Source organism: Nocardioides sp. 503 (assembly GCF_004522095.1).
Classification (GTDB): Bacteria; Actinomycetota; Actinomycetes; order Propionibacteriales; family Nocardioidaceae; genus Nocardioides.
Map to the genome: position 1 here is coordinate 970,359 of NZ_SPUI01000003.1, position 22,219 is coordinate 992,577.

General features: G+C 73.0%; 21 protein-coding genes. 10 read left to right on the forward strand and 11 right to left on the reverse strand.

What is annotated here, in order from left to right:
* Positions 1–210 precede the first annotated feature (210 nt).
* From E4622_RS11840 to E4622_RS11860, 5 genes are all read right to left on the reverse strand, one after another.
* Positions 211–942, reverse strand: a complete 732-nt coding sequence (locus E4622_RS11840; RefSeq protein ID WP_134740371.1) for a DinB family protein — start codon at positions 940–942, stop codon at positions 211–213.
* Between the two features lie 31 nt (positions 943–973).
* Positions 974–1,687, reverse strand: a complete 714-nt coding sequence (locus E4622_RS11845) for a DUF72 domain-containing protein (protein ID WP_209021886.1) — start codon at positions 1,685–1,687, stop codon at positions 974–976.
* 69 nt (positions 1,688–1,756) lie between these two features.
* On the reverse strand, positions 1,757–2,878 hold the full coding sequence (gene nagA, locus E4622_RS11850; RefSeq protein WP_134740373.1) for an N-acetylglucosamine-6-phosphate deacetylase: 1,122 nt from the start codon (positions 2,876–2,878) through the stop codon (positions 1,757–1,759).
* 2 nt (positions 2,879–2,880) lie between these two features.
* Positions 2,881–4,131: a PTS transporter subunit EIIC gene (locus E4622_RS11855; RefSeq protein ID WP_134740374.1), complete on the reverse strand. Its 1,251-nt coding sequence runs from the start codon at positions 4,129–4,131 to the stop codon at positions 2,881–2,883.
* Positions 4,128–4,907 (reverse strand): GntR family transcriptional regulator, encoded by a 780-nt coding sequence (locus tag E4622_RS11860; protein WP_134740375.1) that lies wholly within the window; start codon positions 4,905–4,907, stop codon positions 4,128–4,130. Before E4622_RS11860 ends, E4622_RS11855 begins: the two co-directional genes overlap by 4 nt.
* A gap of 104 nt (positions 4,908–5,011) precedes the next feature.
* On the opposite strand from E4622_RS11860, the gene E4622_RS11865 reads away from it, so the two are divergent.
* The 4 genes from E4622_RS11865 to E4622_RS11880 are packed head-to-tail and all read left to right on the forward strand — an operon-like array spanning position 5,012 to position 7,395.
* Positions 5,012–6,049 (forward strand): SIS domain-containing protein, encoded by a 1,038-nt coding sequence (locus E4622_RS11865; RefSeq protein WP_134740376.1) that lies wholly within the window; start codon positions 5,012–5,014, stop codon positions 6,047–6,049.
* 34 nt (positions 6,050–6,083) lie between these two features.
* A complete protein-coding gene (locus tag E4622_RS11870; RefSeq protein WP_134740377.1) occupies positions 6,084–6,317 on the forward strand; it encodes a PTS glucose/sucrose transporter subunit IIB in 234 nt (77 codons plus the stop codon).
* Positions 6,314–6,763 carry a PTS glucose transporter subunit IIA gene (locus E4622_RS11875; RefSeq protein WP_134740378.1) on the forward strand — a complete coding sequence of 150 codons (450 nt, stop codon included), beginning with the start codon at positions 6,314–6,316 and terminating at the stop codon, positions 6,761–6,763. Before E4622_RS11870 ends, E4622_RS11875 begins: the two co-directional genes overlap by 4 nt.
* Positions 6,760–7,395 (forward strand): HAD family phosphatase, encoded by a 636-nt coding sequence (locus tag E4622_RS11880; RefSeq protein WP_134740379.1) that lies wholly within the window; start codon positions 6,760–6,762, stop codon positions 7,393–7,395. Before E4622_RS11875 ends, E4622_RS11880 begins: the two co-directional genes overlap by 4 nt.
* A 98-nt stretch (positions 7,396–7,493) precedes the next feature.
* On the opposite strand, the gene E4622_RS11885 is transcribed toward E4622_RS11880, so the two are convergent.
* Both E4622_RS11885 and E4622_RS11890 read right to left on the reverse strand, forming a co-directional pair.
* A complete protein-coding gene (locus tag E4622_RS11885; protein WP_134740380.1) occupies positions 7,494–8,738 on the reverse strand; it encodes an acyl-CoA desaturase in 1,245 nt (414 codons plus the stop codon).
* 31 nt (positions 8,739–8,769) lie between these two features.
* The gene (locus tag E4622_RS11890; RefSeq protein WP_134740381.1) at positions 8,770–9,888 is read right to left on the reverse strand and encodes a ferredoxin reductase; all 1,119 of its coding nucleotides are present in this window, start codon (positions 9,886–9,888) and stop codon (positions 8,770–8,772) included.
* A gap of 85 nt (positions 9,889–9,973) precedes the next feature.
* Between E4622_RS11890 and E4622_RS11895 the strand changes: the two genes are divergently transcribed.
* Complete coding sequence (locus E4622_RS11895) at positions 9,974–11,143, forward strand: helix-turn-helix domain-containing protein (protein ID WP_134740382.1); 1,170 nt, start codon at positions 9,974–9,976, stop codon at positions 11,141–11,143.
* A gap of 50 nt (positions 11,144–11,193) precedes the next feature.
* Positions 11,194–12,162, forward strand: coding sequence for an SGNH/GDSL hydrolase family protein (locus E4622_RS11900; RefSeq protein ID WP_134740383.1), 969 nt, complete (start codon positions 11,194–11,196; stop codon positions 12,160–12,162).
* Between the two features lie 83 nt (positions 12,163–12,245).
* Here the strand turns inward: E4622_RS11900 and E4622_RS11905 are convergent, their stop codons facing one another.
* Together E4622_RS11905 and E4622_RS11910 are read right to left on the reverse strand one after the other, a co-directional pair.
* Entirely contained in the window at positions 12,246–13,730 is a 1,485-nt protein-coding gene (locus E4622_RS11905; RefSeq protein ID WP_209021887.1) for an amidohydrolase family protein, read from the reverse strand.
* A 21-nt stretch (positions 13,731–13,751) separates the two neighbouring features.
* Positions 13,752–15,215, reverse strand: a complete 1,464-nt coding sequence (locus E4622_RS11910) for a DHA2 family efflux MFS transporter permease subunit (RefSeq protein ID WP_134740384.1) — start codon at positions 15,213–15,215, stop codon at positions 13,752–13,754.
* 148 nt (positions 15,216–15,363) lie between these two features.
* On the opposite strand from E4622_RS11910, the gene E4622_RS11915 reads away from it, so the two are divergent.
* Positions 15,364–16,005, forward strand: a complete 642-nt coding sequence (locus E4622_RS11915) for a hypothetical protein (RefSeq protein ID WP_134740385.1) — start codon at positions 15,364–15,366, stop codon at positions 16,003–16,005.
* 124 nt (positions 16,006–16,129) lie between these two features.
* On the opposite strand, the gene E4622_RS11920 is transcribed toward E4622_RS11915, so the two are convergent.
* The gene (locus E4622_RS11920; protein WP_134740386.1) at positions 16,130–17,383 is read right to left on the reverse strand and encodes an ATP-binding protein; all 1,254 of its coding nucleotides are present in this window, start codon (positions 17,381–17,383) and stop codon (positions 16,130–16,132) included.
* Between the two features lie 220 nt (positions 17,384–17,603).
* Complete coding sequence (locus E4622_RS11925) at positions 17,604–19,070, reverse strand: serine/threonine-protein kinase (RefSeq protein WP_134740387.1); 1,467 nt, start codon at positions 19,068–19,070, stop codon at positions 17,604–17,606.
* Positions 19,071–19,111: 41 nt separating this feature from the next.
* Between E4622_RS11925 and E4622_RS11930 the strand changes: the two genes are divergently transcribed.
* The 3 genes from E4622_RS11930 to E4622_RS11940 all read left to right on the forward strand — a co-directional run bounded on the left by E4622_RS11930 (position 19,112) and on the right by E4622_RS11940 (position 22,216).
* Positions 19,112–19,672, forward strand: coding sequence for an RNA polymerase sigma factor (locus E4622_RS11930; protein ID WP_134740388.1), 561 nt, complete (start codon positions 19,112–19,114; stop codon positions 19,670–19,672).
* Positions 19,669–21,156, forward strand: a complete 1,488-nt coding sequence (locus E4622_RS11935; RefSeq protein WP_134740389.1) for a M1 family metallopeptidase — start codon at positions 19,669–19,671, stop codon at positions 21,154–21,156. Before E4622_RS11930 ends, E4622_RS11935 begins: the two co-directional genes overlap by 4 nt.
* A gap of 70 nt (positions 21,157–21,226) precedes the next feature.
* A complete protein-coding gene (locus E4622_RS11940) occupies positions 21,227–22,216 on the forward strand; it encodes an NAD-dependent epimerase/dehydratase family protein (RefSeq protein WP_134740390.1) in 990 nt (329 codons plus the stop codon).
* The last annotated feature ends 3 nt before the right edge of the window (positions 22,217–22,219 follow it).

Genomic DNA, 22,219 nt, shown 5'->3' on the forward strand with positions numbered 1-22,219 from the left:
CCGGGCTCCCCGTGGGGTTTCGGCGGAATCGCCCCGTCGGTCAGGTGACCCAGCGGCCGCGGTGGAGGACCCGCTGGACGTCCGGTGCCCAGGTCGGCACCCACCTCTGCGATTCCGAACGCGAAGTCGCCGACCGGTACCGGCGTTCCCGCTCAGCAGCCTCAGAGGCCTCGAGCGAACCAGCGAGCTCGTCGAGGGACTTCTGCCGGCTCAGTGCAGCCGAGCGAGGTCGCGCCGGACGTAGCGCAGGTGGGCCCACTCCTCCTCCAGGATCACCCGGACGCAGTCGCCGACGCTGGGGTGCCAGTCACCGCCGCCCCACGGGTTGTCGCGCTCCTCCGCGAGCAGCTCCGGCGTCGCCGTGGCCAGGAAGTCCGTCACCAGCTGCTGTCGCTCGGCGCGCACGGCGAGGACCTCCTCGTAGGCCGGCGGCTTGACGCGGAAGATCGACATGTCGAAGCCCATCTCGCCGGCACCGGTGAAGATCTGGCCGACCTCGTGGAACGGCTGCGGCACCCGCAGGACGGCGCCGCGGAGCCAGGCGTCCGTCGCCAGGATGAGGTGGCGCAGGGTCTGAGCCAGGGACCACTCGTCCTCGACGTGGGCGTCCACCAGCGCGGACGGCGTGCTCGCCACCGTCTCCTGCCACGCGGCCTGCACCGCGACCCACCCCTCGCGCAAGCCCTCGGGCGTCTGCGCCTTCTGCAGCTCGCGGCCCGGGAACCGCCGGTTGAGCTCGGCGTCCACGAGTGGCACCACGTCCACCCCATTGACGAAGAGGCTGCCGAAGAACAGGTCATGACTGTCGATGTCGAGCCCGCCCACGTCCACGCTGCGCATCGTCACGCCGCTGACGTCGGAGAACCTCAGGGTGGCGCCCTTGAAGCTGGTCCTGACGAAGGTCGCGCCTTCGAACTCGTCGGTGCCTGAGTACGTCGTCATCGCTCCATCATCACCGGAGGCGGGGACACACCTACGCAGAAAGCAGAGCGCGGAACCGCTCTGCGTCGTCGGTGCGGGGCAGGTTGTTGAACATGACGTACGGCGACGGCCGGCCGTCGACCAGGTCCCGGAGCCGGCGCAGCTCGTCGTCGGTGTGGACGTGCCGCGAGCCCGTGGTGCCGTGCAGCCGGTAGTAGGTCCGGTCCGGCGTGACCGTCTCGGTCTGCATGGGGTCGACCACGTGGACCAGGTCCAGCTCGGCGCAGAGCTCGGTGAGCAGCTGCGTGGGCCATGCACCACGGGGCTCCCACAGGAGCCGCCCGGCCGGCCGCTCCACCTCCGAGACGAAGGTACGCAGCCGCCCGATGTTCTCAGCCGTCGGGCGAAAGCTCTTCGGGCACTGCAGCAGCACCGCGGTCGCCCGGAGGAGGCGAGCGCACTCGAGGGTCCGCCGCCAGCCCGCCAGCACCGGAGGCGTCGTGCGGAACGCCCCGACCTGTCCACGGTCGGCCTCCGGGAGAGGTCGCTTCATGCGCCGGTACGTGGGGCTGTTGGACTCGTGGGTGACGACCTGCCACGCCTTGATGGTGAACTCGAAGTCGGCCGGCACCTGCGCACGCCAGCGCGCCAGCACCGCGTCGGCGGGCGGCTCGTAGAACGTGTGCTGCACCTCGACCAGCGGGAAGCGCCGCACGTACGACGCCTGCGAGACCGTCCAGCCGCACAGCCCTACGCGAACATCCACGTGTTCAGCCATGACGCCGAGTCTCGCTGACGGAAGGGACGCGGAGAAGTCGCCCATCGGGCGTGCGGGTCACGTGACCCAGCGGCCGCGGTGGAGGACGCGCTGGACGTCGAGGTGCTCGTCGAGGACGACGAGGTCGGCGCGGTGGCCGGGGACGAGGGAGCCGACTCCCTCGAGGCCGAGCATCTCGGCGGGGGTCGACGTCGCGGCGCGGACGGCGTCGACGAGCGGCAGGCCGGTGACCTGCACGGCGTACCGGACGGCTGCGGCGAGGGTGAGCGTCGAGCCGGCGATCGCGCCGCCCTCGGCCAGCCGGGCCACGCCGTCGCGGACGGTGACCGTCATCCGGCCGAGGCGGTAGTCGCCGTCGGCCGCCGCGGCGGCGGCCATCGCGTCGGTCACCAGCACGATCCGCTCGGGCTTCGCCTCCGCGGCGAGCCGCAGCGCGGCGGGATGGACGTGGACGCCGTCGGCGATCAGCTCGACGCAGGCGTCCGGCCGCTCCAGCAGCGCCGCGATCGGACCGGGTTCGCGGTGGTGGAGCGGCCGCATCGCGTTGAAGAGGTGGGTGCCGACCCGGGCGCCGGCGTCGAGCGCCGCCCGCGCCTGGTCGTACGTCGCCTCGGTGTGGCCGATCGCCGCCACGACTCCGGCCGCCGCCAGCCGGCGCACCGCGTCCAGGCCGCCGGGCAGCTCGGGGGCGAGCGTGACCATCCGGACCTGGCCGCGCCCGGCCTCGAGCAGCGCCTCCAGCAGCGCCGGGTCGGGCTCGGTGAGCAGGGCCGGGTCGTGGGCGCCGGCGCGCTTCGGGCTCAGCCACGGGCCCTCGAGGTGGATGCCGGCCACCACGCCGTCCGCGGCGGCCACGGCCAGCTCGGCCACGGACGCCAGCAGCCGCTCGGGCGTCGCCGTGACGAGGCTGGCCACCATCGTGGTCGTGCCGTGGGCGAGGTGCGCGCGCGTGACGGCCGCGGCGGCATCCGCCGTCCCGGTGTCGAAGGAGGCGCCCCCGCCGCCGTGCACGTGCACGTCCACGAAGCCCGGGACGAGCGTCGCGCCGGGCTGGTCGACCTCGGCCGGCCGACCGGGCGCGCCCTCGCCGACGGCGACGACGCGGTCGCCCTCGACGAAGACCCACCCCGGCGCGAGGACCCGGGTGGGGGTGACCACCCGGGCCGCCGCGATGAGCATGCTCAGACGCTAGCGTCCGCGGCCACGACGGACTCCTCGCCCTCGGCCTCGCGGCCGGGGGTGCGCAGGTTCCACCTGCGGATCACGAAGCGGAACAGGAAGTAGTACACGACGGCGTACCCGAGTCCGATGGGGATCAGCAGCAGTGGGTCGGTGGCGATGTTGAAGTTCAGCACGTAGTCGAACAGGCCCGCCGAGAACCCGAAGCCGTCCTTGATGCCGAGCGCGTTGACCAACGCCAGCGAGGTGCCGGTCAGCAGCGCGTGGATCACGTAGAGCGGCCAGGCCACGAACATGAACGCGAACTCGAGCGGCTCGGTGATGCCCGTCAGGAACGCCGTGAGGGCAGCCGACAGCATGATGCCGCCGACGACCTTCTTGTTCTCGGGCCGCGCCTCGTGCCAGATCGCGATGGCAGCGGCCGGAAGGGCGAACATCATGATCGGGAAGAAGCCGGTCATGAAGGCGCCGGCTGTGGGGTCACCCGCGAGGAAGCGCGGGATGTCGCCGTGGAAGACCTCGCCGCCGGACTCGTAGGTGCCGAAGACGAACCACGGCGGGTTGTTCAAGACGTGGTGCAGGCCGAGCGGGATCAGGAGCCGGTTGAGGGTGCCGTAGACGAACCCGCCCAGGACGTCGTTGTCGGTCACCCACTCCCCGAGGTTGGTGATCCCGGAGTCGAAGGCCTGGTAGACCAGGCTCATCAGGACGGAGATCACGATCGCGGCGACCGCGGTGATGATCGGCACGAAGCGGCGACCGCCGAAGAACGCGAGGTAGTCCGGGAGCTTGATGCGGTGGTAGCGCTGCCACAAGAACGCCGTCACCAGCCCCATGACGATGCCGCCCAGCACCCCGTAGTTGATGAGTGCCTGCTCCTCACCCTCGGGCGCGGCACCCAGCACGATGGGCGACATCGCGTCGCCGACGCCCTTGAAGACCATGTACCCGACCACCGCGGCGAGCGCCGTGGAGCCGTCCGCCTTGCGAGCCATGCCGATGGCCACGCCGACAGCGAAGAGCAGCGGCAGGTTGGCAAAGATGGCGTTGCCGGCTGCGCCGACCACCGTGGAGACGTTGTCCCAGCCCAGGCCGTCGGCCCCGAGCAGGTCCGGCTGGCCCAGCCGCAGCAGCAGCGCCGCCGCCGGCAGGGCCGCGATCGGGAGCATCAGGCTGCGCCCGAACTTCTGGAGCGGCCCCAGGTTGAGGCGCCTCTTCTCTGCTGCGCCCGCGGACGCGTCTGCTGTGCTCATCGATTCTTCCTCTCGGAGGTGGTGCGGCGGTGGTCCAGGTCGTCACGCCCCAGGGACATGTGGAGCTGGTAGCGGTCGCCCCGGTAGCGCGAGACGACGTGCTCGAGGGGTCGCCCGGCGCTGGACGACACCCGGCGGAAGACCAGGAGCGGGGTGTTGACGGGGGCGTCGAGGCGGCGCGCGGTGGCGGCGTCGGCCGTCTCGCCCCACAGGGTCTGCTCGGCGGCGTCGATGGGCGCGTCGAAGACGTCGGCGAACAGCTCGTAGAGCGAGCCGCCGAGGTCGTGACGGTCGAGTCCGGGCAGCAGCGCGCGGGGGTACCAGCCGTGCTCGAGCGCGATCGGCTCGCCGTCGGCGAGCCGGACCCGGTCGACGCGCCAGGCGGTGCCGTCGCCGTCCAGACCCAGCGCCCTGGCCACCTCGCTCGGCGGCTCGTCGAGCTCCACCGACAGCAGCCGCGTGGACGGCTCAAGCCCACGGCGGCGCATGTCCTGGCTGAACGACGCCAGGTGCAGCCGGCTCTCGAGGCGCGGCGTCGCCACGAACGTGCCCTTGCCGTGGACGCGGTGCAGCAGCCCGTCGGAGACGAGCACGTCGATCGCCTTGCGCACGGTCGCCCGGGAGACGCCGTACGTCGCCATCAGCTCGCGCTCGGAGGGGATCGCGGCCTCGGGGCCGAGCTCCTTGACCGCCAGCTCCGCGAGCGCGTCGCTGAGCTGGGCGTGCTTGGTGAGGGGCCCCCCGGTGCGGGTGCGGGCGGAGCGGTTGGTGGGCACTGCGACCTCTCGACGGCGTTCCGTGTCACTGGTACGGTCTGGTCCGTACCAGTTGGGAGTGTGGGCCCGGTGCCCGGCGACTGTCAAGGACCACGGAGGACCAGATGAGCACCCAGATGGCGCGTGAGATCGCCGAGCAGCCCGACGCCGTACGGCGCACGCTCGCCGCCCTGCGTCCCCGGCGCGACGCGGTCCGGTCGCTCGTGGCGGGGCGTCGCGTGCTGTTCGCGGCCCGCGGCTCCTCCGACAACGCCGCGATCTACGGGCGCTACCTGCTGGAGACGCGGGCCGGCGTGGCGGGCGGGCTGGTCTCGCCGAGCGTCGCGACCCACTACCGCTCGCGCCTCGACCTGTCCGACGCGGTCGTGGTGAGCGTGTCGCAGTCGGGCGCGACCGAGGAGATCGTGGCGACGCAGGCGTGGGCGCGCGAGTGCGGCGCCGCCACCCTGGCCGTCGCCAACGTGGCCGACTCACCCCTGGTGGACGCCGCCGACCTCGCGCTGGTGACGCAGGCCGGGCCGGAGGTCGCGGTGCCGGCCACCAAGACCTACCTGACCCAGATGGTCGCCATGGCCGTGCTCGCCGGCGCCCTGCTGGACGACCCCGAGGAGCTCGACGCCGAGCTCGACCGGGTGCCGGGCGAGATCGAGCGGCTGCTCGAGGTCGACGTCGCCGCGGCGGTCGAGGTCCTGCAGGGCGCCGACTACGCGGTCGTGTCGGGCCGCGGCCTGATGATGGGCACCGCCCTGGAGACCGCCCTCAAGCTCGAGGAGACCTGCCTGCGCCCGGTGCGCGGCTACTCCTACGCCGACCTGCGCCACGGGCCGATCTCGGTGGTCACCGAGGGCATGGCCGCGCTCCTCGTGGCGGCGCCCGACGGCCCGCTGCTGGAGCCCCTGACCGACCTCGCCACCGACCTCGCCGGGCGCGGCGCGCGGGTCGTCGGCCTCGGCGGGGACGCGGCGTTCGCGCGGGCGTGCGCCGTCCACGTGCCGGGCCCGGACCTCACCGAGGCGGTCGCCCCGCTCGGCGCGATCGTCCCCGGCCAGCGGATCGTCGAGGGGCTCACCCTCGCCCTCGGCCTGGACCCCGACAACCCTCGGGGCCTGGCCAAGGTCACCTCCACCGACCCACACTCGTGACCACACGACCGAGGACCCCACCGAAGGAGCACAGATGAGCACCAAGGCCGAGCAGATCCTCGCCGGGCTGGGCGGCGCCGACAACATCGTCGAGATCGAGCCCTGCATCACCCGGCTGCGCACGGAGGTCAAGGACGGCGGCCTCGTCGACGAGAAGGCGCTGCGTGCCGCCGGCGCCCACGGCGTCATGAAGTCGGGCACGGTCGTGCAGGTCGTCGTCGGCCCCGAGGCCGACAACCTCGCCGACGACATCGAGGACCTGATGTGACCGAGGTCCTCGCGCCGCTGCCGGGGCGGGTCGTGGCGATGAGCGACGTGCCGGACCCCGTCTTCTCCTCGGAGATGGTCGGCCCGGGGGTCGCCATCGAGCCCGACCCCGGCGAGGTCACCGTCGTCTCCCCCGTGGCCGGCAAGGTGCTCAAGGTGCACCCGCACGCGTTCATCGTCCTGGCGCCCGACGGCGTGGGCGTCCTGGTGCACCTCGGCATCGACACGGTGAAGCTCGACGGCCGTGGCTTCGAGGTGCTCGTCACCCAGGGCAGCACCGTCGAGGCCGGAACCCCGATGGTGCGGTGGGACCCCGCGACGCTCGAGGAGGGGATGTCGCCCCTGGTGCCGGTGGTGGCGATGGACCGGCCCAAGGGCTCGGTGCCCGACCCCGCCGGCGACGCCCGCGCCGCCGCGGGCGACCTGCTCTTCACCGTGGCCCCGTGAGCCCCGCCGCGCTGCTGCTCGACCTGGACGGCACGCTCGTGGACTCCGAGCCCCTCCACCGAGCCGCCTACGAGGCCTACTTCGCCAGCCGTGGCTGGGACGTCCCCGACCTCAGCGTCTTCACCGGCCGCCGGGCCGCCGACGTCTTCGCCTCCACGCCCGGCCCGTGGGGCGACGAGGACCCGCAGGCCGTGTCGCAGGCGGTCGTCTCCCAGATCCCCGCGGACCTCGACCCCGAGGAGGTCGCCGGCGCGCGCGACCTCGTCCTCGCGGCGGTCGCCGCGGGCACCCGGGTCGCGATCGTCACCTCGGCCGCGGCCGACTGGGTGACCCGGTCGCTGGGCCCCCTGGGCGTCCTGGACCACCTCGACGTCGTCGTCACGTCCGCCGACGTGGAGGACGGCAAGCCGCACCCCGCCGGCTACCTGCTCGCCGCCGAGCGGCTCGGGATCGCCCCCGCCGACTGCCTGGCCGCGGAGGACTCGCCCGCCGGCGTACGCGCGGCGGTGGTTGCGGGCGTCGGCGAGGTCGTCGGCGTCACCACCACCCACGACGGCGCGCTGCTGCTCGACGCCGGCGCGACGTCGGTCAGCCCGGACCTGCGGGAGCTGGCGGCGCGGCTGCGCCGGTGACGTTTCACCAAGGTATGCAGGGAAGATGACACTTCCCTCGGGTTGTACACCGAGGGAAGTGACGCTTCACCTGCATACCTTGGGGAAACCGCCCACGGTCAGGCCGCGGCAGCCACCTTCGCGCGACGCGCCTGCTGGGTGAGGCGGGCCTGGGCGGCGCGGCGGACCTTGGGGCCCTTGGTGGTCATCGCGAACAGGACCTTGAGCTGGCTGGGCAGGTTCTTGGCGGTGGTGGTCGCCAGGAAGTCGTTGGGCAGCGAGAGCCGCACGACCTTGTGCCAGGCGCTCGCGACCTGCTGCGGCAGCGGGGCCATGTGGTAGCTCAGGCCGTAGCGCTGGAAGACGTCCTGCACCTGCGGGGCGATCTCGGCGTAGCGGTTGCTCGGCAGGTCGGGGAACAGGTGGTGCTCGATCTGGTGCGACAGGTTGCCGGTCATGAAGTGCATGGCCTTGCTGCCGGAGATGTTGGCCGAGCCGAGCATCTGGCGCAGGTACCACTCGCCGCGGGTCTCGCCCTCGATCGAGGTGCGCTCGAAGGTCTCGACGCCCTCGGGGAAGTGGCCGCACATGATGACCGAGTGCGTCCACAGGTTGCGGACCAGGTTGGCCGTGAAGTTGGCGGCCAGGGTCGGCACGAACGAGCCGGTCGGCAGCGACATCAGCGGGTGCACGACGTAGTCCTTGCGGACCTGGTTGCGGATCTTCTTCAGGGTCTGCTTGGCGCGGGCCTTGAACTCCGGGGCCTGGCGGCGCTTCTCACTGGAGAGGTTCTTGCCGAGCTCGAGGTCGTAGGCCGCGATGCCGTACTCGAAGAAGCAGGCGTTGATGAAGTTCCACAGCGGCTGGGCGAGGTAGAGCGGGTACCAGCGCTGGTCCTCGTCGACGCGCATGATGCCGTAGCCGAGGTCGTTGTCCTTGCCGACGACGTTCGTGTAGGTGTGGTGCAGCTCGTTGTGCGAGTGCTTCCACTGGTCCGACGGCGAGGCGTTGTCCCACTCCCAGGTGGTGGAGTGGATCTTCGGGTCACGCATCCAGTCCCACTGGCCGTGCATGACGTTGTGGCCGATCTCCATGTTCTCGATGATCTTGGCGACGCTGAGGCCGGCGGTGCCGACGACCCAGGCCGGCGGGAAGGCGCTGGCGAGCAGGACCGCGCGGCTGGCGAGCTCGAGCTTGCGCTGCGCATCGATGACCTTGCGGATGTACGCCGAGTCGCGCTCGCCGCGGCTGTCGAGGATCGACTGGCGGATGGCGTCGAGCTCGACGCCGAGGCGCTCGATCTCCTCGTCGCTGAGGTGCGCGATGGGGTTCGTGGTCTCGGTCTTCTTCTGAAGGACGGTCATGTCGATCTCCTCTGGTGGTCGATCGGGGGTGTCAGTGGTCGATGTCGCAGGGGCCGGCGGCCGCGTTGATGCAGGTCTGGATGATCACGCCGTCGCCCGGGGCGGCCACGGTGAGCTCGCCGTTGCGCAGGTCGCGCACGGCGCCCGAGCGCAGCGGCAGCACGCAGCCGAAGCAGACGCCCATGCGGCAGCCGCTGGGCATCAGGACGCCGCCGGACTCGCCGACGTCGAGGATCGGGGTGGAGCCGTCGCCGTCGACGACGATGCCGCTGCGCCCGAAGGTCACGGTGCCGCCCTCGCCGTCGCTCGCGACGACCGCCGTGCGGAAGCGCTCGAGGTGCAGCGGCAGGTCGCGGGCGGTGTGGTGCTCCTCGAGCGCGTCGAGCAGGCCGACCGGCCCGCAGGCGTACGTCGTGCGCTCGGCCAGGTCGGGGACGATGGTGTCGAGGTCGTGCACGTCGAGCATCCCGTGGACGTCGGTGTGCATCTCGACGAGCCGGACCCGGCCCTCGGCGGCGTAGGCGCGCAGCTCGCGGCCGAAGATGACCTCGGAGCGCGAGAGCGCGGAGTGCAGCAGCACGATGTCGGCCTGCAGCGGCTCGGCGCGCGAGAAGAGGTTGCGCAGCATGCCGATGACCGGGGTGACGCCGGAGCCGGCGGTCACGAGCAGCAGCTTCTCGGGCCGCGGGTCGGGCAGGACGAAGTCGCCCTCGGCCTGACCGAGCTGGATCATCTGGCCGGGGCGGGCGCGGCGGACCAGGTGGTTGGAGACCAGGCCGTCGGGGATCGCCTTGACGGTGATGCTGATGTGGCCGTCGGCGCGCGGGCCGTGGGTCAGCGAGTAGGTGCGCCACAGGCGGACGCCGTCGACGTCGACGCCGATACGGACGTACTGACCCGGCTTGTGCCCGGCCCAGTCCTTGCCCGGCTTGAGCACGATCGTGGCGGCGTCGGCGGTCTCGGGGACGACCGAGACGATCCGGGCGCGCAGGTCGGCGCCGGAGCGCAGCGGGGAGAAGATGTCGAGGACGTCGGCCGGGACGAGCGGGGTCACGGCCGCCTCGGCGACGCGCATGAGCCGGTCCCGGAGCGCGAGCGAGCGCACGGCGGGCTCGCCGTTCGCGGTGCGCATCAGGCCTACGGAGGTCATACCTCTACTGTGCCCGCCGCTCGAGGTAAAGTCATGACCGGAGGACGTGAAGACCTACGTCACATTTGTTCGCAGGAGACAATAAATGCCCCCTCGCCCCCGTCGGACCGCCGCTGCGGGCCTGCTGATCCCCGTCGAGGCCGTCGCGGAGATCCGCGCGCACCTGCCCGCGGTGGCCGACGACGTGGTCGCGGCGATCATCGAGGAGGTGCCCAGCTACGCCGACGCCTTCGGCGGCAGGATGGGCGGGACCATCCGCAACGCCGTGCAGCTGGCGCTGGGCGGCTTCCTGTCGCTGGCCGGCGGGACCCCGGGCGCGGACCCGCGCACCCCGGCCGCCCCCGCGGTCGACGGCGCCTACCAGCTCGGGCGCGGCGAGGCGCGCAGCGGCCGCACGACCGACGCCCTGCTGGCGGCCTACCGCATCGGCGCGCGGGTCTCGTGGCGCGAGATGTCGATGTACGCCGTGGACGCGGGGCTGTCGGCGGAGACGCTGGTGTCGTTCGCGGAGCTGGTGTTCGCCTACATCGACGAGCTGTCCGCCGCCAGCGTCGCGGGGCACAACGACGAGCTCGCGACCACCGGACGGGTGCGGCAGCGGCTGCTGGAGCGGATCGCCCACCACCTGCTGGTCGGCTCGCCCGCCGAGACCGTGTCCAGCGCCGCCGAGCGCGCCGGGTGGGAGCAGCCGGAGACGCTGACCGCCGTGATCGTGCCGGAGTCGCAGGTGCGCCCGGTGCTGGCGGAGATCTCGCCGCAGACCCTGCAGACCGAGGTGCCCGACCTGGACGAGGTCGCGCTGCTGCTGGTGCCGGACGCCCACGGGCGGGCCCGGGCGGCACTGCTGCGGACGCTCGCGGACCGCGGCTGCGTCGCCGGACCGGCCCGGCCGTGGCTGGAGGTGCGCGCCTCCCTCGACCGCGCCCTGCGCGCGCGCACCGCCGGCCTGGACGGCGACACCGACCGGCACCTCGTGCAGCTGGTGCTGACCGCCGACGCCGCCGCGCTGGCCGACCTGCGCGCCGACGTACTGGCCCCGATGGCGCAGCTGCGCCCGGGCGTCGCCGACAAGCTCAGCGACACCCTGCGCGCCTGGCTGCTGCACCAGGGCCGACGCGACGACGTGGCGGAGGCGCTGTTCGTGCACCCCCAGACCGTGCGCTACCGCATGGGGCAGATCCGCGACCTCTACGGCGACCGGCTCGACGACCCGGACACGGTCCTGGCGCTCACGATCGCGCTCGGCGCCGGCTAGGGCGACCCGGCGACCACGGGCGGCCACCGCGTGGCTCGTACCGTGGGCGCATGTCGTCGTCCTGGGGTCCCCGCCGCGCCCGCCGCGCCCGTCTGCTCGTCGGCGTGGTCGCACCCACGCTCCTGCTGCTCGCCGCCTGCGGCTCCGACGACGACCCGCCGCTGGACACCACCCCGTCCACGGAATCGTCCTCGTCCGACGCGCCGTCGCCCTCGGCCCCGACGAGCGCCGCACCGTCGCCCGCCGGCGACGCCGGGACGTACGTCGCGCTCGGCGACTCGTTCGCATCCGCGCCGCTCGTGCCGGAGACCGACCCGGCCGACGGCTGCCAGCGCTCGACCGGCAACTACGCGCACCTGGTCGCGGCCGCGGCCGGCTACGAGCTCACCGACGTCACGTGCATCGCGGCCTCGACCACGTCCATGGTCGGCGTCCAGATCACCGGGGAGACGCAGAACCTGCCGCAGTTCGAGGCGCTGGACGCGGACGTCGACCTGGTGACCCTGACCGTCGGCGGCAACGACTTCGACCTGTTCTCCCAGCTGCTGCTGGCATGCCTGCCCACCGCCGGGGCCGAGGCCACGCCGTGCCGGCAGACGCTGGCGGCCAACGGCAAGGAGCGGCTGCTGCTCGACCAGGTCGACAAGATCCAGGACCGCATCGAGGCCACGACCCGCGGCATCTTCGACCGCGCCCCGAAGGCCCGCGTGATCGTCGCGAACTACCCCCAGCTGCTGCCCGCCCAGGGCTCCTGCCCCGACCTGGTCCCGCTCGCCGAGGGCGACTACGGGCTGGTCACCGAGCTCAACAAGGCCCTCTCCGACGCCGTCCGGCTCGGCGCCGAGGCCGGCGGCGCCGAGGTGGTCGACGTGTTCAAGGCGAGCAAGGGACACGACGTCTGCTCCGAGGACCCCTGGGTCAACGGCGTCCAGACCGACCCCGAGCGCGCGCTCGCGCTGCACCCGTTCGCCGAGGGCCAGCAGGGCGTCGCCGACCTGGTGCTGGCGAAGCTGCGCTGACGACTGGGTTTCGAGACAGGCGCTAGCGCGCCTTCCTCAACCCCCGGGGTTGAGGAGGTTGCGCAGCAACCGTCTCGAAACCCCTACAGCGCGCTGTGGACGACCCGGCCGGCGGCGACGGTGAGGGCGACGGGCATGGAGCGCAGCTGGCGGGCGGCGTCGGCGGCGTCCTCGCCGGGGGCGAGGGGGTCGCGGTCGAGGAGCACCAGGTCGGCGCGGGAGCCGACGCCGACGGTGGGCTGGCCGTCGACGGAGGCGGCCAGTGCCTCGTGGGCGGTCAACGCCTGCTCGGCGTGCCACGGGTCCTCGTCGTCGGCGCCCCGGTGGACGGCGGCCGCGATCGCGAGCCACGGGTCGAGCGGGGCGACGGGGGCGTCGGAGCCGAAGACCATCTCGATGCCGGCGTCGAGCATCCAGCGGAAGGCGAAGCAGCGCTCGCTGCGTCCGGGCCAGATCTGCTCGGTCAGCACCCGGTCGTCGATCAGGTGGGCCGGCTGGACGCTGGCGCGCACCGGCACCCCGGCCATGCGCCGTACGTCGTCGCGCGTGACGAGCTGCGCGTGCTCGATGGAGCCGCGGGCGCCGGTCTCGGCGTAGACCGACAGCGCGTGGGCCACCGCCGCGTCGCCGATCGCGTGGGTCGCGACCTCCAGGCCGCCGGCGTGCGCCCGCGCGAGCAGCGAGCGCAGCTCGGCGGCGCTCTGGTTGGCGGCGCCGACGCCGCCGTCGACGTAGGGCTCGCAGCACCACGCCGTGCGGGTGTTGAGCGAGCCGTCGCTGATGATCTTGAGCGGCCCCATGGTCAGCCGGTCGTCGCCGGCCACGAGCGGGTCGCCCGTGCGCAGGCCGGCGGCGAGCACCTCGTCGAGCCGCTCGGCGTACATCGCGACGCGCACGCGCAGCACGTCGCAGCCCTCGGCCCAGCGCTCCACCCAGTCCTGGGGACCGCCGCCGAACTCGTAGTCCACCAGCCCCACGACGCCCTTGGCGGCGGCGCGGTTGAGGGAGTTGAGGTAGCCGGCCGGCGAGATCCCGTCGTTGCCGACCAGGCCGGGGAGACCGGCGTACGCCGCGAACCACTCGTTCTCGTAGACGTTGTCGTCGCGCACCTCCAGCCCGAGGGCGCGCTGCGCCGACGTGCTGAGCCAGGCGTGGTGGGCGTCGCCGGCGATCAGGACCACGGGGGTCTCGCCCGCGACCGCGTCGAGCTCGGCCACGGTGGGCTGGCGCTCCCAGACCGCGGGCCGGTGCCCGAAGCCCACGAGCGGGCGACCCGGGTGCTCGGCCAGCCAGAAGCGGGCCAGGTCGAGGGCGTGCTCCGCGGAGTCGGCGGCGCTCAGGTCGAGGCGGGTGGAGGTGAGCGACCACTGCCCCAGGTGGGTGTGCTGGTCCCACAGGCCGGGCACCAGCCAGCGCCCGCCGGCGTCGATCTCCTCGACGCCCGCGGGCCGCGTCAGGCGGGGTCCCACCCGGGTCACCCGGCCGTCCTCGACCAGCACGTCCACCGGCTCGTCGGGCAGCCCCACGACGGGGGTCACGGGCACCAGACGGGCGTCGCGGACGATCACGGGCGCAACGCTAGTGACACCTCACGGGTGGGCCCCGACCGCCTCCCCCGCGGTGGCCGGGCCGTGCGGGTCGTCACCCGTCATCGGCCTCGGCCGCAGGAGGGAGCCGCCCACGACCGCCGCCAGCAGCGCGAAGGCGGCACCCACCGCGAACGCCGCCTGGTAGCCGCCGTTGAGGGCCGCGACCTGCGAGGACCCGCCGTCGAGCAGGTGGTCGGAGCGGGCCGTGGAGATGCTCACCAGGACCGCCAGCCCGAGCGCGCCACCCATCATGAAGCTGGTGTTGACGACCCCGGACGCGAGCCCGGCCTCGTGAGGCTCCACGTCGCCCATGGCGGCGAGCAGCACCGGGTTGAAGGCGATCCCCGCCCCGACGCCGAGCAGCAGCATCGAGGGCAGGACGTCGGTCAGGAACCGCCCGTCGACCGGCGCGCGGGAGAAGAGCGCGAGGCTGACGGCCGCGAGGGTGAGGCCGACCCCCAGCGGCGGCCGGATGCCGAAGCGCATCACCAGCCGGTCGCTGACCCGCAGCGAGCAGTAGGCCATGACCACGCTGGTCGGGACGAACGCGAGCCCGACCTCCAGGGCGTCGTAGGCCAGGACCTGCTGGAGGTAGAGGGCGGCGAGGAAGAACCACGCGAACATCGCGGCCGCCCACAGCACCCCGACGACCTGCGAGACGGTGACGTTGCGCAGGCCGAAGAGCCGCAGGGGCACGAGCGGGTTGGCCGCGGTGGCCTCGCGGGCCACGAACGCCGCCAGCAGCAGCACGCCGAGGCCGAGCAGGAGCAGGGTGCGGGCGCTGGTCCAGGCGGCGTCGTTGCCGCCGACGATCGCGTAGACGGTCGTCATCAGGGCGACCGTGACCAGCCCGGCGCCCACGACGTCCAGGCGGGAGGCCCGCGGGACCGGCTCGTCGGCCGGCAGCACCCTCCTCGCGGCGAGCCAGACGGCCACTCCGATGGGCACGTTGACGAGGAAGACCCAGTGCCAGGAGAACAGCCCGGTGAGCACGCCGCCCATCAGGACGCCCACGGCGCCGCCGCCGGACATGACGAACCCGAAGAAGCCCATGGCCTTGGCGCGCTCCGCCGGCTCGGAGAACAGGCCCATGATCAGCGCGAGCGCCACGGCCGACACCGCGGCGCCGCCCAGGCCCTGGACCGCGCGGCCGACCACGAGCAGCTCCGAGGACGGCGCCAACCCGCAGGCGACCGACGCGACGGTGAACGACACCACCCCGCCCTGGAAGACCCGCTTGTCGCCGAGCAGGTCGCCGAGGCGGCCCGAGAGCAGCAGGAAGCCGCCGAAGGTCAGCAGGTAGGCGTTGACGACCCACGCGAGCGCCGACGGGGAGAACCCGAGGTCCGTCTGGATCGACGGCAGCGCGACGTTCACGATGCTGGAGTCCAGGACGATCATCAGGTCGCCCAGGCACAGCACGTAGAGCGCCAGCCAGCGGCTGCGGGTGGAGAGCTCGGTCATCGGGGGTTCCTCGGGTGGCAGGGACGGTCTCACGCTGTCCACGAACGCGGGTCCGTGGATACGACAGACCCAGCACACCGGACCGAGTCATCGGTGCGCCCGACCGCGGTTGCGCGATCCGGGCCGTGCGCCAACTACGGTGACGCCCATGGGCGGTCGGGCACTCGGGGCGGTAGCGGTGCTGCTCGCCGCGCTCGGGGTCGCCGGTGGGTACGCCGCCGTCACGATGTCGCAGGACGAGCCGGCCCCCATCAGCGCTGCCGCGCCGGTGCCGGGCCGGTCGCCGTCGTACCCCTCGGACCCGGTGGTCCGGGTGCTGCCCGACCCGGGCGCACCGGCCCTGCCGACCGGGCTGGAGCTGGAGCCGCGACGCCTCGGCACCGACCGGTTCGGGGTGTGGGTGTCGGTGCCGCGCGGGTGGGTCCGCAACGACAGCGACCTCACGGAGTCGAAGTGGGCCCCGGCCCAGGCGCCGCTCAACACCTACTTCCTGCGGGTCAAGTCGATCACCGGGCAGCGCCTGACGACCGGCCAGGCGCTCGCGCAGCGGCGCGACTCGCTCGAGCAGGTCGTCTCGGAGTTCGAGCTCGAGGTGGAGAACGACGACACCCTCGTGGCGACGTACGTGAACGACGGCTACCGCCGGCTGACGATGGAGCGCTTCGTCGAGCTCGACGGTGACGGCATCGCCGACGTCACGGTCGTCGTCATCGGCCGCCTCTCGGACCGCGACGGACTCCTGGACCTGCTCGAGGGCGTCAGCGCCAGCGCGGCGCGCCAGCGGACCTGACGGGCTCGCCCGTCGCTCGAGGGGCGTTGCCACACCGAACGAGCGCGGGATTCCTGGTGCGAATTCGACGCGGAGTGTCCTGGGCTCCTTCGTGGACTACTCCGCTCCAGGCGGGTTGCGTCGGTCAGGTCCACATCGCGGAGTACGGCAGGGCCCAGAGGCGGTCTCCGAACGGCAGCGGCTTTGTGCCGGTGTACAGGACGACCCCCATGGCGAATCTGCTCTGCAACTTGTCGCGGAGGAAAGTCAGGCCCTTGAAGTCGCTCTTCGAGACAGACCCGGCTGCCTTCATCTCCACGCCGGCGACCCGCCGGGCGTCGCTCTCGACGACGATGTCGACCTCGCGGCCGTCGCGATCACGGAAGTGGAACAGTCGCGCGGGCGTGTCGGCCCAGACGAGCTGGCGCCGCAGCTCGCCGGCCACGAACGACTCCATCAGTCCGCCTGCGGCGTCGGAGACCGCGCCGGGCGCCATCGCGGCGGGTGTGACGTGGTTGAGCCTGGCGGCGAGGCCGGTGTCGAGCAGCGCGACCTTCGACCGCCCGGCGACCCGCTTGGTGAGGTTGTCACCCCAGGCGGGCAGCACGTGGATGAGGTAGAGGGTCTCGAGCAGGTCGAGGTAGCCGGTGAGGCTGGTCTCGGGGATGCCGACGTCCTTGGCGACCCGGGACTTGACCAACTCCCCGGAGGTGTTCGCGGCGAGGAGGCGCAGCAGGTAAGGGAGCCGGTCGAGGTGGGCCAGCCGACTGAGGTCTTGAACGTCTCGGACCATGATGCGGTTGATGTAGTTGTCCACCCACGCGCCGCGGCGCCGTGGGGTACGCGTCAGCGGTTCGGGGTAGCTGCCGACGCAGACGGCGTCGAGGTACTGCTCGCGGGTCCAGGTGCCGGTCCGGGTGCGTAGCGCCTTCTCGTCGCCGGCGAGGAGGCGGTCGATGAAGTCCTCGCGGTGGCCGGCCAGCTCGCCCCGGCTGAACCCGTACAGGACGACGGTCTCGGCGCGTCCGGCCAGGCTTTCCTCAGCGCCGGGGACCCGCAGCAGGTCGGCGGAGCCGGTGACCAGGAACCGGCCGGGGCGGCGGTCCTCTTCCACGGCGTCCTTCATGGCGCGTACCAGCTCAGGCACCCGCTGGACCTCATCGATCACCAGGAGTCCGTCGGTTTGGCGGACGAACGCGTCGGGGTCGGCTCGCGCGGCGTTGTAGGCAGTGGTGGCGTCCAGGCTCACCACTGTCGCGTTGCGGTCGGCGACCACTTCGCGGACCAAGGTGCTCTTGCCGACTTGGCGGGCCCCCTGGATGACGGTGATGGGGGTGTCCGCGAGGGTCTCCTCGACCAGGTCCTGGGCGTGGCGTGTCCGGAATGGTGAAGGTCTCATAGTGGCCGCCATAGCCGCCACAATACGCTCTTGACCTGCGGGGTTGGCCCTTTAGTCGCGGATTCGCGGTCTTCGACTCGCGGATTCGCGGTACTCCGGTCGCGGATTTGCGGTATCCGCATCGCGCATTTGCGGTGCTGCCCTGGTCTCGTGGCACACAGTGGAGTCATCGCGCGGCTGGTCAGTCAGCGGCTCCCCGGTCGACCGGGTATCCCTGCACTCACAGCCCGTGCGTGTCCACGCTGTCGAGCACCCGGTTGGCGGTGGCGCGGTCGGCGCTGCGGACCTGCACCCACAGGAGCCGGTTGGCGGCGACCTGGACGACGCGCTCGACGGTGACGCCGCCGGGGCAGCCCGTGTGGACGACCGTGGTCGAGTCGTCGCCGCTCGCCTCGGAGACCGGGTCGTCGCTGGCGTCGCACTCGGGGTGCTGCGGCAGCTGCGAGGGCAGCGCGTCGCCCGGGAGGAGACCGAGGAAGACGCCCTCGGACCGGGAGCCGGCGTCGGTCCACGTCGACGAGGTGCCGACCGAGAGCGCCGGGTAGGTGCGCTCCGTGGCGTTGGGCGGCACCCAGCCGTCCGCGGCCACGGCCCGGTCCCAGTCGCCCGGCACCTGCGCGGTCAGGGAGCCCGTGTCGTCCATGACCTCGACCTCGGCGTCGCGCTGGACCAGCGCCAGTCCCACTCCCCCGAGGGCGCCGAGCACCAGCGCGGCGGCGGCGACCAGCACCGCGGTCCGCCGCCGGCGACCCGGCGGCGCCGCCGCCGGCCGGGTGCTGCCGACCCCCGGCGGGGGCGTCGGCCGGGGACCGGGCTGGGTCAGCTCGGGGTCGAGCGGCAGCCACGGCTCGGCGAGCTGTCCGGGGTCGCCGGCCTCGTCGCCGTAGGCCGCCGTCAGCGCCTCGGCGAAGTCCGTGACCGAGTCGTAGCGGTCCTCGCGGTCCAGCGACAGCGCGCGCGCCACGACGGCCTCGACCTCCGCCGGCACCGGGCGCCCCTCGGTGGCGAGCGGCGGCGGCGGGCCGGGCCTGGCCGCGGCGGTGAGGTCCGCGTGCCGGTACGGCGGTCGGGCGGCGAGCAGCAGGTAGGTGAGGACGCCGAGGGAGTACTGGTCGGCGCGCGCGTCGAGCGCCTCGGCCTGCGCCTGCTCGGGCGCGACGAAGGACGGGGTGCCGGCGACCATGGTGAGGCGCGAGGACACGTCCAGCGCCTTGCCCAGGCCGAGGTCGCCCACCATGGCGCGGATGTCGCGGTCGGCGGTGCGGAACAGCACGTTGGCCGGCTTCACGTCGCGGTGCAGGATGTCGCGGTCGTGCAGCGCCTGGAGCCCGCGCGCCACCTGGCGCACGACCTCGACCGCCTGCCGCGTGGTCAGCCCGTCGACCTCGAGCCGGTCGGCCAGCGTGCCCTGGTCGGCGTAGGTCATCACCAGGTAGGGGCGCCCGTCGTCCAGCTCGCCGGCGTCGTAGACCGTCACGACGTGCGGCGACTCCACCCGCCGCAGGTAGCGGCCTTCCTCGAGGAAGCGCTGGCGCACCTGGTGGTCCTCGGTCCAGTTGTCCGCGAGCACCTTGACCGCCACCGGGGAGTCGAGCTGCTCGTCGTAGGCCAGCCACACCGTCGCGAAGCCGCCGGCACCGATCCGCCGGGTGACGGCGTAGCGACCGATGCGGCTGGGTATGGACACGGCTGCATTATGTTCCAACGCAAAGGGGCAGGATGACAGGCATGACCGGCGAGGGGCTCACGCCCGACGAGACCGACGAGCTGGCGCGGCGTGCCCGCGACGGCGACCGAGACGCGCTCGAGGCACTGCTCGCGGCCGTCCGGCCCCGCGCCCTGAACGTCTGTCGCGGGGTGCTGCCCTACACCCCGGACGCCGAGGACGCCTGCCAGGAGGCGCTGCTCAAGATCGCGACGAAGATCCACACCTGGGGCGGCCGCGGCCGCTTCACCACGTGGATGCACGTCGTCGCGGTCAACTCCGCCCGCTCGACGTACCGCCGCATGCGCAGCCAGGCCGTCGCGGCCGAGACGCCGCCGCACCAGGAGGACGCCGACCCGCGCACCACCAGCGTCATCGCCGGCACCCGCCTGGACCTGCTGGAGGCCATGGAGATCATCGAGCGCGACCACCCGCAGTTCGTCGAGCCGCTACTGCTGCGCGACGTCTACGGCCTCTCCTACGAGGAGATCGCCCAGCAGGTCGGCGCGCCGCTGGGCACCGTCAAGGCCCAGATCCACCACGGCCGCAAGCTGGCCCGTCCCCTGCTGAGAGGCACCCCGTGACCCCTCGCCTCACCGCCGTGGCCTGCACGCTCGCGCTGGCCTCGGGCGTGCTCGCCGCCTGCAGCGACGACGACCCCGCGCCGTCCGGGGACGGGTCCGTCGAGTCCCGGTGGTGGGGTCCGGGGAAGGGCGCGAGCACCGCCGGCGACCCGTCCGACCCCGAGGGCGCCGCCGCCGCGGCCAGCGAGCCGCGCGAGGACTCCGTCTACCCCGAGGCCGGCGACCCCAGCGTGGACGCGCTGCACTACGACCTCACGCTCGACTGGGACCCCGACACCGACACCCTCACCGGCGAGGAGGTCCTGCGGTTCCGCTCCACGGCGACCGCCGGCCGCTTCCAGCTGGACTTCAGCGAGCCGATGACGGTCGAGACCGCGACCCTCGACGGCGAGGACGTGGAGTTCGAGGAGTCGGGGAAGGACCTGGTGGTGACCGCCGACGTCGCCGAGGACCAGGAGTACGAGCTCGTCCTCACCTACGCCGGCAAGCCCGGCCCGGTGCCGGTCCCCACCAAGCGCGGTGACTTCAGCGGCACCGGCTTCACCGTCACCGACACCCATGAGACCTGGACCATGCAGGAGCCGTTCGGCGCGTTCACCTGGTACGCCGTCAACGACCAGCCGGCCGACAAGGCCCTCTACGACTTCACCCTGTCGGTGCCCTCGCCGTGGGTGGGCGTCGCCAACGGCGAGCTCGAGTCGCGCACCGACGAGGACGGCACCACCACGACCCACTGGTCCCTGGCGGAGCCGGCGGCCTCCTACCTGACGACCCTGGCCTTCGGCGACTTCGAGATGACCGAGGACGAGTCGCAGTCCGGCACCCCGATCACCTACTGGGTCAACCGCTCCGCCGAGCCGGGGATCCTCGAGAGCCTCAAGACGACGCCCGCGGCCATGGCGTGGCTCGAGGACAAGCTCGGGCCCTACCCGTTCGACACCTTCGGCACCCTCGTCGTCGACTCCGAGAGCGGCATGGAGACCCAGACGATGGTCACGCTCGGCAACACCGAGTACACGACCTCGGAGGCCGTGATCGTCCACGAGCTCGCGCACCAGTGGTACGGCGACACGGTCACCCCGAACGACTGGCGCGACGTGTGGATGAACGAGGGCATGGCGATGTACCTCCAGGGCATGTGGGAGGCCGAGGACTCCGGACGCTCGATCGACGAGCAGATGGAGGAGTGGTCGTTCACCGAGTCCTACGAGCGCGAGTTCGCCGGGCCGCCGGCGGCGTACGACCGCGAGGCGTTCGGGTCCGGCAACATCTACTACGGCCCCGCGCTGATGTGGCACGAGCTGCGGCAGAAGATCGGCGACGAGAAGTTCTTCGCGATGATCCGCGCCTGGCCCGAGGAGCGCACCAACACCAGCACCGGCCGCGACGACTACTTCGCCTGGCTCGAGGAGCAGACCGGCGAGGAGCTCTCGTCGTTCCTCGACGACTGGCTGCTCGGCAAGAAGACCCCACCCCGCGACTGACCCCCGCCGCGCCGATCTGCCCTCAGCGGATCCGGTTGCGGTCCGCCGGAGCGTGGCGCAGGGTCGGGGCATGCGGATCCTGGTGCTCGGCGGCACGGTCTTCCTGTCCGAGGCGACCGCGGCGGAGGCCGTCGCGCGCGGCCACGAGGTCGTGTGCGCGGCCCGGGGCGAGTCCGGGCCGGCGCCCGACGGCGCCCGGCTCGTCACCTGGGACCGGCGCGAGGAGCCGCCCGCCGAGCTGACCGGCACGTCGTACGACGCCGTGGTGGACGTCGCCCGGCACCCGTCCCGGGTGCGGCGAGCCGTCGCCGCGTTCCCCGACGCCCACTGGGTGTTCGTGTCCACCATCAACGTCTACGAGGACGAGTCGACCCCCGGCGGGCGCCCCGGCACGCTGGCGCTGCGCGCACCGCTGCACGAGGACGCCGACCTGGCGGTCGACCCGGAGGCCTACGGTCCGATGAAGGTGGCCTGCGAGCAGGCCGTCCGCGAGGGCGCCCGCACGGCCATGGTCGTGCGACCCGGCCTGATCTCCGGGCCGGGTGACCCCACGGGGCGGTTCACCTACTGGCCGGCGCGCCTGGCCGACGGCGGCGAGGTGCTGGCGCCCGGAGCACCGCACGACAGCGTCCAGGTCGTCGACGTGCGCGACCTGGCGACCTGGATCGTCGACGCGGTCGAGGCCGGCACCACCGGCGACTACGACGGCATCGGACCCGTCGTGGCGCTCGCCGACCTCCTGGCGGAGGTCGCCTCGGGGGTCGGGAGCAGCCCGGTGTGGACGTGGGTCGACCAGGACTTCCTCACCGCCCGGGGCGTCGAGCCGTGGGCGGGACCCGACAGCGTGCCGCTCTGGCTGCCGCGCCCGGCGTACGACGGTCTCCTCGCGCACGACGTGACGCCGTCGCTCGCGGCGGGCCTGCGCCCTCGCCCCGTCGCGGAGACCGCCGCGGCCACGCTGGCGTGGCTGCGGGAGACCCCCGACGCCGTGGTCGCCGGCATCACCCGCGAGCGCGAGGCGGAGCTGCTGGCCGCCTGGCGCGAGGCCCACCGGTCCTGACGG